10 protein-coding genes are annotated in these 13,030 nt (G+C 64.3%); 1 reads left to right on the top strand and 9 read right to left on the bottom strand.

Features of this window, described 5'->3' with window-relative positions; translation table 11 throughout:
* Nucleotides 1-52 precede the first annotated feature (52 nt).
* From BLW25_RS02480 to BLW25_RS02520, 9 genes are all read right to left on the bottom strand, one after another.
* Complete coding sequence (locus BLW25_RS02480; RefSeq protein WP_092896026.1) at nucleotides 53-940, bottom strand: DMT family transporter; 888 nt, start codon at nucleotides 938-940, stop codon at nucleotides 53-55.
* A gap of 110 nt (nucleotides 941-1,050) precedes the next feature.
* Nucleotides 1,051-2,214: a DNA recombination protein RmuC gene (locus BLW25_RS02485; RefSeq protein WP_092896028.1), complete on the bottom strand. Its 1,164-nt coding sequence runs from the start codon at nucleotides 2,212-2,214 to the stop codon at nucleotides 1,051-1,053.
* The gene (gene mutL, locus BLW25_RS02490) at nucleotides 2,211-4,112 is read right to left on the bottom strand and encodes a DNA mismatch repair endonuclease MutL (protein ID WP_092896030.1); all 1,902 of its coding nucleotides are present in this window, start codon (nucleotides 4,110-4,112) and stop codon (nucleotides 2,211-2,213) included. Before mutL ends, BLW25_RS02485 begins: the two co-directional genes overlap by 4 nt.
* A gap of 172 nt (nucleotides 4,113-4,284) precedes the next feature.
* Nucleotides 4,285-5,598: a M16 family metallopeptidase gene (locus BLW25_RS02495; protein ID WP_394328420.1), complete on the bottom strand. Its 1,314-nt coding sequence runs from the start codon at nucleotides 5,596-5,598 to the stop codon at nucleotides 4,285-4,287.
* Entirely contained in the window at nucleotides 5,595-7,004 is a 1,410-nt protein-coding gene (locus BLW25_RS02500; protein ID WP_092901378.1) for a M16 family metallopeptidase, read from the bottom strand. Before BLW25_RS02500 ends, BLW25_RS02495 begins: the two co-directional genes overlap by 4 nt.
* Before the next feature lie 177 nt (nucleotides 7,005-7,181).
* Nucleotides 7,182-7,769: a DUF3035 domain-containing protein gene (locus BLW25_RS02505; RefSeq protein WP_092901381.1), complete on the bottom strand. Its 588-nt coding sequence runs from the start codon at nucleotides 7,767-7,769 to the stop codon at nucleotides 7,182-7,184.
* 130 nt (nucleotides 7,770-7,899) lie between these two features.
* The gene (gene lspA / locus BLW25_RS02510) at nucleotides 7,900-8,394 is read right to left on the bottom strand and encodes a signal peptidase II (protein ID WP_092896032.1); all 495 of its coding nucleotides are present in this window, start codon (nucleotides 8,392-8,394) and stop codon (nucleotides 7,900-7,902) included.
* 1 nt (nucleotide 8,395) lies between these two features.
* A complete protein-coding gene (purH, locus tag BLW25_RS02515) occupies nucleotides 8,396-10,009 on the bottom strand; it encodes a bifunctional phosphoribosylaminoimidazolecarboxamide formyltransferase/IMP cyclohydrolase (RefSeq protein WP_092896034.1) in 1,614 nt (537 codons plus the stop codon).
* Nucleotides 10,010-10,030: 21 nt separating this feature from the next.
* Entirely contained in the window at nucleotides 10,031-11,803 is a 1,773-nt protein-coding gene (locus BLW25_RS02520) for a heparinase II/III family protein (protein ID WP_253188178.1), read from the bottom strand.
* A gap of 266 nt (nucleotides 11,804-12,069) precedes the next feature.
* On the opposite strand from BLW25_RS02520, the gene BLW25_RS02525 reads away from it, so the two are divergent.
* Nucleotides 12,070-13,029 carry a hypothetical protein gene (locus BLW25_RS02525; protein ID WP_092896036.1) on the top strand — a complete coding sequence of 320 codons (960 nt, stop codon included), beginning with the start codon at nucleotides 12,070-12,072 and terminating at the stop codon, nucleotides 13,027-13,029.
* Nucleotide 13,030 lies beyond the last annotated feature (1 nt).

The following is a 13,030-nucleotide window of genomic DNA, read 5'->3' on the forward strand; positions in this document are numbered from 1 at the left end:
CGGGGGCAGAGCAACCGCAGAAAGCCGCCATTCCCACCCGCCGGGGGCTCTGTCACAGAGCTTTGTTGTTCCGTGCGCGAACCCGCTGCCGCCAGAGCGTGAAAAGCCCGGCCGCGACCACGATCACCGCCCCGATCACCACATTGATGCGCAGGTTCTCATTGAGGAAAACCAGACCGAGGAAAGACACGAATGGCAGCTGGAAATAGGCAAAGGGCTGGATATCAGAGGCCTCGGCCACATCATAGGCCTTGATCAGCAGCCAGTGCCCCAGCACGGCGGTGCAGCACAAAATGGCCATCAGGCTCCAGTCGAAGCCGGACATGTTCTGCCAGTGCATCAAGCCGAAAGGCGTGATGAAAACGGCACCCGAAATCCCGGTCCAGAAGAAGCTGGTCGAGGCACTGTCCTCGCGCGCCACATAGCGGGTCAACAGCCCGTAAAGCGCAAACATGGCCGCAGCCGAAAGCGGCAAAAGCGCCCAGGGGGTGAAAACGCCGCCGCCCGGGTTGAGGATGACAATCACCCCGATAAAACCAACCAGCACCGCCAGCCAGCGCCGCCAGCCGACTTTTTCACCAAGGATCGGGCCCGAAAACAGCGTCACCAGCAGCGGATAGACCACGAAAACCGCATGGGTCTCGATCAGGCCAAGTCTGATGAAGGCCACAACCATGACGCAGATTTCTGCCACCAGCAGAAAGCCGCGCAGGATCTGCAACAGGGGATAGCGGCTCTTTGCCGCCGCTTTCAGCCCGCCCGGGCTGCGCGCGGCCAGCGCCAGCACGAAAACGGTCATGAACCAGAAGCGGATCATCACCACCATATAGATGTTCACCGACTCGCCGAGATGGCGCGAAAGACCATCCTGAATCGCAAAAATCGCCGAAGTGGCGATCATCAGCAGGATACCGAGTCGGGTGTTTTGGGGCGCGCTCATGATGCTGTCACCGCTATCACGGAGAACAGGGCTGCAACAGGGGCGAGGGCCGCGATCCTGCCCCCGTGACATTTCAGGCAGCCTTGCGCTTTTTGCATGGCACTGTCGGTTCAGCCCGGCCCGGCGTCCCGGCCCGGCAGGACGGGCGTGGCGTCCGGGGCCAGCTCCTCGAAGTCGAAATTATCAAGCCGGCGGGCTCGTTTTCCGGCCTTGTCCGAAGAGATACGGATCTCTTCTATATCCCGCACCGCCATCTGGAAATGACGGTCAAGATTGCCGACCCGCGCGCCAAGCCGATCCACATCCTGCGACAAAAGCGAGAGCTCTTTGCGGATGGCGCCGGCCTGTTCGCGCATCCGCGCGTCTTTCAGCACCGCGCGCATGGTGTTCAGCGTCGCCATGCAGGTTGTGGGCGAGACGATCCAGACCCGGGCGGCAAACCCCTCACGCACGAGCTCGGGGAAATTCGCATGCAGTTCGGCATAGACCGCTTCCGAGGGCAGGAACATCAGCGCGCCATCTGCGGTCTCGCCCTCAAGGATATAGCGCTCGGAGATGGCGCGGATATGGGCGCGCAGCGCCTGGCGCAACTGCTGGGCAGCCTCATGGCTCTGGCGCGGGTTTTCGGCGCGGCGCAGCGCCTCGTAGGGTTCCAGCGGAAATTTCGCATCGATCACGATGGGGCCGGGAGGCTTTGGCAGATGCACAAGGCAATCCGCACGGCGGCCATTCGGAAGCGTCGCCTGCATCGTATAGCTGTCGGCGGGCAGCGCTTTCGAGACGATGTCATGCAGCTGGATCTCGCCAAAGGCGCCCCGGGTCTGTTTGTTTGCCAGAATATCCTGCAAGGACAGAACGTTGCCGGAAAGTTTCTCGATCTTTTCCTGCGCCTTGTCGATGGTTTCCAGCCGCTGGTGCAATTCCCCGAGAGACCGCGCCGTGCGGGTCGATGTGCCATGCAGCGCCTCGGTCATCTGGCGCTGCACATCGGCAAGGCGGGCTTCCATCAGTTTCAGCATCGAGACCTGCGATGCGGCCTGCGCTTCAGATACATGGCTCAGCCCGCCCGAGAGCCGCTCCTGCCCCTCGGACAGGGCCTGGACGCGGTGGCTCATCCAGGCGATCTCGTTCATCAGGGGCTGCGCGGAATTGCCCGCTCGACTGGCGGCCCGCAGGATCAGGATCAGAAGGGCAATGATCCCGAAGCCGATCGCGCCGCCGATCAGGATCTCAGGGGCGCTCCAGGCATAAGTCTGGCCGAAAAGCGTGATCATCTGCGCCCGAAAAGCCGTTCGATATCATGGAGCTTCAGCTCGACCCAGGTGGGGCGGCCGTGATTGCACTGGCCGGAATTCGGTGTGACCTCCATCTCGCGCAACAGCGCGTTCATCTCTTCGGGGCGCATCTGCCGGCCAGAGCGGACCGAGCCATGGCAGGCCATGCGCGACAGCACCGCGTCGATTTTCGCGCGGGTCAGCTGGCTGTCGCCCTGATCCGACAACTCGTCGAGAATATCGCGGATCAGCGCGGCCGCGTTGACTTCGCCGAGGATCGCCGGGGTTTCGGTCACCGATATCGCCGAACCGCCGAAGGACTCGATGATGAGGCCGGCGCCGGCGAGGCTTTCAGCAGCCGAGAGGATCAGGCTGGCATCGGGCGAAGAGAGGGTGATGATCTCGGGGATCAGCAGCACCTGACGCGGGATCTCGCGGCTGGCCATCTGCGCCTTCAGCCGTTCATAGACGAGGCGTTCATGTGCGGCATGCTGGTCGACGATGACGATGCCGTCCGGCGTCTGGGCGATGATCCAGTTTTCGTGCAGCTGGGCACGCGCGGCGCCGAGGGGGAAGCTCTGCGGCGCGGGCGCGGGCCCTGCCGGATCCTGATCCCGGATCTGCGCCGGGGTCGCGCCCAGGTCTGCAATCGTGTTGACCTGAGGGGCTTCGGCGAAGCCCGGGGCGGGCAGGGGCGCCTGAAAGGCGAAGGCCTGGGCGAGGCTGCTCTGCGCAGGACGGTGCGGCAGGTCATGCGCATAAGTCGGTCGCATCGGCTGGGGCGCGAGGCTCTGGCCCGGCCGGAAAGCCCCGATTGTCTCGGCCCCCACGGTGGTCGAGGCCCGATGGCCCGCTCCGCTCAGGGCCGTCCGGATCGCGGTGACGATCAGCGAGCGGGCGGCATCGGGCTCGCGAAACCGCACCTCGGATTTCGCCGGATGCACGTTCACATCCACCCGTTCGGGATCGACAATCAGGTTCAGCACCGCCGCCGGATGGCGGTCGCGTGACAGCACGTCGAAATAGGCGGCCCGCAGCGCACCGAGCAGCAGGCGGTCATTCACCGGGCGACCATTGACGAAGAGATATTGCTGCGTCGAGGATCCGCGCGAATAGGTCGGCAGCGCGGCATAGCCCAGCAGGGCGAGACCGTCGCGGCTGGCATCAATCGCCATGGCATTGGCGGTGAAATCCGCGCCGATGACCCGCGTAAGCCGCCCCTGCAATGCGTCAAACAGATCGCCCTGTTCGGGGTCAAGGCGCAGGATCACTCTTGGCCCGTCTGCGGTAACCTCGGACAGGGTAAAGCCCACCGCCGGCTCGGCCATGGCAAGACGTTTGACCACTTCATGGATCGCCTGGGCCTCGGCCCGGTCTGATCGCATGAATTTCAGCCGTGCGGGCGTTGCATGGAACAGATCGCGCAACTCGACCACGGTGCCCGAGGTCAGTGCGGCCGGTCGTGGCCCGTCAAGCCGCCCGCCGGTGCAGGTGATCAGGGCTGCGTCAAATCCCGCCGCGCGCGAGGTGATCGCCAGCCGCCCGACGGCGCCCAGGGAGGGCAGCGCCTCGCCGCGAAACCCGAAAGACCGGATGTTCAGCAGATCACTGCCGTCGATTTTCGAGGTGGCATGGCGGCTCAGCGCCAGCGGCAGATCCTCGGGCGTCATGCCGCAGCCATCATCGGTGACCCGGATCAGCGTCTTGCCACCATCGGTATATTCGATCCGGATCCGTGTCGCGCCTGCGTCTATCGCGTTTTCCACCAGCTCTTTCACGGCGGATGCGGGCCGCTCCACAACTTCACCTGCGGCGATGCGGTTGATCGCGGCTTCGTCCAGCTGACGGATCACAGGACGCGTGGTTTCTTGCGAGAGGTTGGGGGCGAACTGGCTCATGCCGCAATATCTAGCAGCGGATGGCGAGTCGCGAAAGGCCCGCCAGATCTTGCCCGGCCTGCGGGTCTCCCCGCACAGATCCCCCCGCGCGCGGCGGGGAGGGGGCCGGGGAGGGTAGCCCTCCCCGGCTTTGTTCAGGAAAACACCGCCCTGTCAGGTGCTGCGCCGCGCGTCACGGTGACGGGGTCACATCCACCGGCTGGCCCACCACCACGAAACGCAGGGCCTCGGGCTGATAAAGCCGCGCCGCGACCCGTTTCACATCCTCCATCGTGACCGCTTCGATCTTCGCATTGCGGGTGTTCGGATAGTCGATCGGCATCCCCTGCATCTGCATACCCACAAGGATCGAGGCAATCGGCGCATTGCCGTCAAAGCGCAACGGATAGGCGCCGGTCAGATAGGTCTTCGCATCGGTAAGCTCTTTCTCGCTGATCCCTTCGATCGCGATTTTTGCCCATTGCGCCCGGATCACGCTGATCGCCTCGGCGACCTTGTCATTTGAGGCCTGGAACTGCCCGAGATAGCTGTCCGAATGATCCATCCCCACGAGGTAGGTGCCGATCCCATAGGTCAGGCCGCGCTTGTCGCGTACCTCGGTCATCAGCCGGGCCGAGAACCGCCCGCCGCCCATCACCTCATTCAGGATGAAGGCGGCAAAGAAATCCGGATCCTTTTGCGAAATTCCCGACTGACCAAACACCACCACCGATTGCGGCGAGGGGAAATCGATCACGCTCACCCCCGGTGGCAGCAGCCAGGGCGCCGCCCCGGGCAGGGGGGCGCCGGCTTCCGGCAGACCGCCCAGCACGCGGTCGATGATCAGCCCCAGCTCTTCGGCGGTGATATCACCTGCAGCCGAGATATAGACATTCTCGCGCGCAAGAGCGGTCTTCCATGCCTGGACGACATCGTCGCGGCTCAGGGCCGCAACCGATGCAAGCGTGCCGCGCCCGGTGCTGCCATAGGGATGTTCGCCATAAGCCAGCTGATCAAAGGTCTGCGACGCAATCGAAGAAGGATCGCGCAGGTTCGAGCGCAGCCCGGAGAGCACCTGTTCGCGCACCCTGATCACCGCATCTTCATCAAAGCGCGGCTTGTTCAGGGCCAGGGCCAGGAGATCCACCGCCTCATCGCGGTTCTCGCTCAGAAACCGGGCCGAGACCGAAAAGGTATCGGTTGAAGCCGCGAAGGAAAACGAGGCCGCAAGACTGTCTCGCGCCTCGGCAAAGCCCTTGCTGTCGAGATCGCCGGCGCCTTCCTCGATCAGCCCCGACATGAGGTAAATCGCGCCGCGTTTGCCCGGATCATCCAGCGAGGTGCCGCCGCGAAAGCGGATCTCCAGCGCGGTGAAGGGGATATTGTGATCTTCAACCAGCCAGGCGGTCAGCCCGCCTGGGCTTTTCACTTCTTTGATCGGAATATCGGCGCAGGCGAGACCGGGGAGAAGGATCGCAAAAGCTGCGACCAGAGCACGAAACATCATTCTGCGGCCTCCGTTTCACCTGTTGCCGGTTCCGTCCCGGGGGCTGCCTCAGCCGGAGAGGCGGATTGGTCCGGTGACGCTTCCGGCGAGGCTTCCGGCGGGCGCTCCAGCCAGCCGGTCACCGCATTGTTGCGGTTCAGCACCTGATGCGCGGCCTGCATCACATCTTCGATGGTCACCTCATCCAGCACCGACGTATAGCTTTGGATATCCTCAAGGCCGAGGCCGACCGAAAGCTCCTCGCCGTAGAGTTTTGCCAGCCCCATCGCATCGTCTTTGGCATAGATATCCGAGGCACGGATCTGGGTCTTGATCCGGTCAAACGCCTCCGGATCGGGGCCTTCCTCAAGGAATTTCGCCAGAACCGCATCCATCGCGGCCTCTGCCTCGCCAAGGCTCACCCCGGGTGCGGGCACGACATAAAGCCCGAAAGTCGCGTCATCCAGCGCAGTGCCATCGTAAAAGGCCGAAGACCAGACCGCGACCTGGCTATCGAACTGAAGCGCGCGCGGCAGGATCGCCGTCTGACCATTGCCGCCGAGAAGCTCGGCCAGGATCGACAATGCGGCTGCGGTCTTCTGATCGCCCGGATTGCGCTCCGGCGCCAGGTAAGAGCGGTAAACATAGGGGTCAGAGACCCGCTCATCGGCATAGGCCAGCCGGCGTTCCGCCAGATGCGGCGGCTCTTGCGGGCGGATGCGCGGTTTTATGCCTTCCGAGGGCGCGATGGGGCCGTAATATTTTTCGGCCAGTCCCTTCACCTGATCGGGGGTCACATCGCCCGCGATGATCAGCGTGGCATTGTTCGGGGCGTAATACTGCTCATACCAGGCCAGCGCATCCTCGCGGGTCAGCTCGGCAATCTCATGGCGCCAGCCGATGATCGGAACGCCGTAGCGGTGGTTCAGGAACAAGGCCGCCCGCATCTGTTCGCCCAGCAGCGCGCCCGGATCGGAATCGGTGCGCTGCGCGCGTTCCTCAAGGATCACCTGGCGTTCGGTCAGCACTACGGCGGGGTCGAGTTTCAGCCCCCGCATCCGGTCGGCCTCCATCTCCATCACCATTTCCAGCTTATCGGCGGCAATGCGCTGGAAATAGGCGGTGTAATCCCAGGAGGTGAAGGCATTGTCATCACCGCCATGCGCTTCGACCGTGGCCGAGAACTGGCCGGCGGGCACTTTGTCGGTGCCCTTGAACATCAGATGTTCCAGAAAATGGGCGATGCCGGATTTGCCTGCAGTCTCATCAGCGGCGCCGGCGCGATACCATATCATCTGGACGACGACCGGGGCGCGGTGATCTTCGATCACCACCACATCGAGACCGTTTTCCAGCCGGAAAGCCGAAACCGTTTCGGCCTGGGCGGCAAAGGCCGACAGTGCCGCAAGCAGCGGCAAGGCAGGCATGATCCTCGCAAAGCCGCGGGTTTTTCCCCTGGCTTTACGGGCAAGTCGGGTCACAAGACGCATCCGTCCTCCGATGTTTTTCCGCTGTATTCCGTGCGCTGCCCGGCAAGAGGCAGGTTTAACGGGCTCCTGGCGGCTGAGGTCCGGGGCGCGCGGCTTACGGGCGCATCCCCGACATCAGAACAGCTGGAGGCCGCCGCGCTTCTTCTTCTGGCGTTCCTTTTCTTCCTTCTGCTTGTCATAGCCTTCCGGCGGAGCAGATGGGGTCAAAAGACCGCGAGAACGCCAGTATTCCAGTTCACGATACTGATTCAGCGACTGGTCTTTATAGGCGCGGTAATAGGTGTTGACGCTGAACATGCGCTCAAGAATGCGGCCCTTGTTGTCGCGGCGCCATTGCAGATCTTCCGAGGCCAGCTGGCTGCGGATATCGGCCTGGGTGCCATTGCGCGCGGCATGGGCGTAAAGTGCGGAATCAGCGGCGGGGATGCCACCCGAGGCGCCGGGCTTACCGCCAAGCGCCACCACAGCATCATCAAGCGGGCGCTGATCGGTGCGGTTGCCGCCGCCCGGCGTGGGCGCGGGCAGGTCCTTGAGACTGGTGGGCATTTCCAGCGCCTTCGGCGGCAGGACCGCGAATTCATCCGGCCCGTCTTTCGAGCGCAGCCGCATCAGATCGGTAGAATCGCCCTTGTCGGCGGCACATCCGGACAGCACCAGCGCAATCGTCAGCGCGATCATGCCCTTGCCCGGTCTTGCCTGCATCCTGTTCCCCGGCATTCGTCTTTCCGTCTTATGCTGCCCTTCGGCCTTTGAAGTCTCTTAGCCTATGGGATTGGTCGCGTCACGGGGTCTTTCGGCCAGGGCACCGGCCCGGCACCGTCAGAAATCCGGCTCAGCCCTTTTTTGCCCCCGATTTCCTGCCCTCAGCCGGCTTGCCGGTAAAGAGTACCAGGCCAAGGGCCCCGGCAAAGATCGCGATATCGGCGACGTTGAACGCATAGGGATTCTCGAATCCGCAGCAGGACGTATTGAGGAAATCCGCCACCGCGCCGTACCAGATCCGGTCGATCACATTGCCAAGCGCACCGCCGACAAGCAGACCGGCGGAAATCTGCGCAAGGGTGCCAGGGCGCGAGCGCCGCACCCAGATCCAGACCCAGCCCGAGATCACCAGCGAGACCAGAACGATTCCCCACCGCACCGCCTCGGCATCCCCGGCAAAGAGGCCGAAATTGATGCCGCGATTCCAGGCCATGCGGAAGACGAGGAAGGGCGGCCAGACATCGATCTCGCCGCGGCTGATAAGATCGAGCCCCTGGACCACCGCCAGTTTGGACGCCTGGTCGAGGCCGAAGGTGATGAGGGCGGAAAGCCAGGCTGCGCGCATGTCAGTGCCGGAAATGGCGCTGGCCGGTGAAGACCATCGCAAGACCAAGCCGGTCCGCGGCTTCAATCACATCGGCATCTTTCATCGAACCGCCGGGCTGGATCACGGCTTTCACACCATTCCCCGCCAGAACTTCGATCCCGTCGGCAAAGGGGAAGAAGGCGTCCGAGGCGACGACCGAACCAACCGCCGGACTTTCGCTCAGCCCCAGTGCCTGGGCGATCTCGCCGGCTTTCCTCGCGCCGATCATGGTGCTGTCGACGCGGCTCATCTGGCCCGCGCCGATGCCGACCGTGGCCCCGTCTTTCACATAGACGATGGCGTTCGATTTGACATGTTTCGCGACTTTCCAGGCGAAGAACAGGTCTTCCAGCTCCTGGTCCGAGGGGGCGCGTTTCGTCACCACTTTCAGATCGGAGGGCGTGATGGTGTCAACATCCGAGTCCTGGACAAGAAAGCCACCCGCGACCTGGCGGAACGAGAGCACGCCCTGCGACGCATCCGGCAGCGCGCCCGTGGTCAGGAGGCGCAGGTTCTTTTTCGCCGCAAAGACCGCTTTCGCCGCATCGGTGGCCGAAGGCGCGATCACGACTTCGGTGAAGATCTTCACGATCTCTTCGGCGGTGGCAGCGTCAAGTTCTTGGTTCAGCGCGACGATGCCGCCGAAAGCCGAGGTGGTGTCGCAGGTCCAGGCGCGCTGGTAAGCCTCGAGCAACGAAGACCCTTTGCCGACGCCGCAGGGGTTCGCATGTTTGATAATGGCAACCGCCGGGCCCTGGCCCGCAAACTCCGCAACCAGCTCGAATGCGGCATCGGTATCGTTGATATTGTTGTAGCTGAGCTCCTTGCCCTGCCACTGTTTTGCGGTGGCGACGCCGGGCCTGTTCGATCCGTCCAGGTAGAAGGCCGCTTTCTGATGCGGGTTCTCGCCATAACGCAGGGTCTGTGCAAGTTTGCCGGCCATGGCGCGGTAACGTGGCGCGGGTTCCGCAATCGCCGCCGCCATCCAGGTCGACACGGCGGTATCATAGGCCGCGGTGCGGGCATAAGCGGTCAGCGCGAGCCGCTGGCGGAACGCATAGCTCGTGCCGCCATTCTGTTCGATTTCTGCAATTACACCGGCATAATCTTCGGTATCGGTCACCACCGCGACAAAGGCGTGGTTCTTGGCCGCCGCCCGGATCATCGCCGGGCCGCCAATGTCGATATTCTCGACTGCGGTGGCATAATCGGCGCCCTTCGCCACGGTCTCTTCAAACGGGTAGAGGTTCACGACCAGGATATCGATCGCGCCGATCCCGTGATCCTCCAACGCCGCGACATGATCTTTATTGTCGCGCAAAGCTAGCAGCCCGCCATGCACCATCGGATGCAGTGTCTTGACACGGCCGTCCATCATTTCCGGGAAACCGGTGATCTCGGCCACGTCCTTCACCGGCAGATCCGCCTCGCGCAGCGCTTTTGCAGTGCCGCCGGTCGAGAGCAGTTCGACCCCGTGGCCATGCAGCGCGCGTGCAAACCCGATCAGCCCGGTCTTGTCCGATACCGACAAAAGGGCGCGGCGCGGGCGGACGGGCGTCGTAGGGGCAGCGGAGCTGGGCGCGGAAATCGACATGGGGCCTCTCTGACGGGTAATTCAGATGGGAACCGGGTCATCCCGGTCCAGATCGCGGATCGCGAGCGGAGTATCCTGGGCTTTCGCAAGCGTCCAGCCGATACGGTTGTCATAGTGCTGGGCAAAGCCCAACAACACGATCTGTTGTGCATGGCGGGGCGCAAGCCGGCCACGTTCAAGCCAGGCCGAAGGCTCCAGCGACAGATCGGCGCCGCTGTCATGGCGGAAAACCCAGATCTCGCCGGAGCGCAGCTGCATCGACACCGCCGCGCCCCCCATATCCAGCGAGGCATCGACATCGGGATGCAGATGAAAGCGGATGGTGAAGGGCAGTCCCCCGAGCGGCGAGCGTTCTACCATCCGGTCGAACTGCGCGCGGGCATCCGGTGTGGTCGAGGACAGAAGATCCGTGCCGCTCAGCCGCCGCCCGTCAGGCGAGAGATGCAGCTCGCGTGTGGCGATGAGGCCGTGACCTGCCTGCCAGCCATCATGGCTGAGCCGCACGAAAGCACCGTCGGCTCCGGCGAAATGCAGGTCCGAGACATGGGCGCGCTCGCTCAGATGGCTGGTCGAGGTTCCGAAGCGCGACGAGGAAAACCCGGTCAGCGACAGGGCCGAATGCGACTGCGTCGCCCGTGCCGCGAGCCGCCATTCCGGCCCGGCGCTCTGACCCGGGCCGCAATTGACGATCAGCGGGCGGCGCCCGGAACTCAGCTCAAACGCGGTGGTCGAGGCATGTGCATGAAGCGCCGCCGGGCCACCGGGCGGGTCGGCCACATCAAGAATGACGCTGGTGCGGGCGGCGGAAAGCCGTGCATAGCCCATCGCCAGAGTAACATGCCCCGCCGCGGGCAGCGCCCGTGAGGCAGCGAGTGCCTGGTCAAGCCGCCCCTCCGTCCCTGTACCGCCGGAATGGAAGCGCGCCAGCCCGCCATCGGAATGGCGCAGCGCGCGCAGGCAGGGCGCGATCCGATCCAAAGCCGCCGAAAGCGCTACCGGAACCGTGTGCCCCGCATCCGAGAGGCTTTGCACCACCCAGCCGAGTAGGGTAAAAATCTCCAGCAATTCCTCGGGGTTGCGGCTGTTGATCGCGCCGCTGCGGTCAATGCGCTCGTCGCATTCCTTTGCCAGAGCGGTCAGGGCCTGGGCCAGTTTTGGCGCCTCTTCCTCCAGCGAGAGATGGGTGTAGATCAGGCCGGTCAGCGCCTCGATCCTGGCAAGGCCAGGTCGGGCCGAAGCCGCGCGGCGCGCCAGAAACCCCGCCTGCCGCGCGAGAGAGGCGAAGAATCGGGCGCGGTCTGAAGGTGCTTCGCCCTCGAGCAGGAAATCGGAATGGTGGATCCAGCGGATCAGCCGTCTGCCCGTCAGCGCCGGGGTCCAGCCGGGGCGGGTGCCATCGCCGAATCGCCGGATCCAGCTCCAGGTCCAGGCACGGGCCCGGTCGCGCGCCCGCGATGTGCCAAGCGCTGCCAGGTCATCAAGCCAGGTGAAGCCATGCGCCTCTTCGGTAAAGGCGGGGTCGGGCGCGGTCAGATCCCAGATCTCGGCTTCGGCAGTTGCGTCCCCGGCCTCGACCAGATGGCCGGCCAGGACGATATTCCCGGCCATGATCTGCTTGCCGCGCGCATAAAGCCCGATGGAGCGTGGTTCGGGGCGCAGCGAAAAGCCGTCCGCCGGTTTTGCATGGCGCGCGGCCCAGGCTGCATAGCGATTTGCCAGCCGCTCGCGCCGGCCCGGCGCCTCAGCGCCCCCCGCAAAGATGCGATCACCGATGCGATCATTGGCGCGTGTCACCCGCTTCTGCCCTTCCTGCCAGACGCCCTCCGATTGTTCCCCGGAGGCGGCGCGGAGAATAGCCGCAGCCCGGAGGAATGTCACCGGGCGGTCGGTGGGCGGGCGCGTGAAACTGCGGGCGTCACGCGGCGACGTGGCGGGCAGGGGCCGGTTTTCGCATCGTTTTCAGCCTGGAAACGCAGCTTTTTCTGCCCCGCTGTGGTAACTGCGAAGAATTAAGGGCAAAATCATCCGGTGATCCTTCTGTGGCAGCCAGGGAACAAGCTGTGAAAAAGCCGATTCTTCTGCTGGCGGGCGCCATTCTGGCCTGCGTCGTTCTTCTGGGCGCGGTGCTGAGCCTGCCATTCGTGCTGCCCGGCGCGGCGCTGGGGCGCGAATTGTCGCAGGAGGAATTTGCCGCGCGCTATGAGGTGCCGCTGGCACTACCGGTCGGGCCGGTTGCGGTCTACCATCTGGGCCATTCGCTGACCGGGCGCGATATGCCGGCGATTCTCGCGGGCTTCGCCGGGCATGACTGGAACAGTCAGCTCGGCTGGGGGGCAAGCCTGAACGCGCATCGCAAGGGCGAAGTCGCCGGAATGGCTGAGGAAAACGCGACAACCGCCTTCCGTCCGGCGGGTGAGGCCATTGCCAGTGGTGAATATCCGGTGGTGGTGCTGACCGAGATGGTGGCGCTGGAAGACGCGATCCGCTGGCATGATGCGCCGGGCGCGCTGGCCTTCTGGGCGGCCGAGATCCGCAAGGCGCGTCCTGATGCGCGGGTCTATCTTTACGAGACCTGGCATTCGCTGAACGACACGTCGAACGACCCCGGCGACTGGCTGGGGCGGATCGGCCAGGACCTGCCCGCCCTGTGGGAGGGCGCGCTGCTCCGCCCGGCCATGGCGGCAGAGGGCACCGGCACCATCCATGTCATCCCGGGCGGCCAGGTGATGGCCGCAGCAGTTCGCGCGGCAGAGGCGGGTGAGTTGCCTGGCCTTCGGGGTGTCGAGGATTTCCTGAGCGATGACATCCATTTCAACGATACCGGCGCCTGGCTGATGGCGGTGGCACATTATGCGGTGATCTATGGCCGCTCGCCGGTGGGGCTGCCCGTCGCAGTCTCCCGTGCCGATGGCAGCCGCATCAATATTGATCCGGTGGCGGCAAGGCGGATGCAGGAAATCGCCTGGGATGTCGTGACCGCCTATCCGCCAAGCGGTGTGGTACAAAGGCGGGAGCCGTGAG

Origin of the sequence: Rhodobacter sp. 24-YEA-8, from assembly GCF_900105075.1 — a bacterium.
GTDB lineage: Bacteria > Pseudomonadota > Alphaproteobacteria > Rhodobacterales > Rhodobacteraceae > Pseudogemmobacter.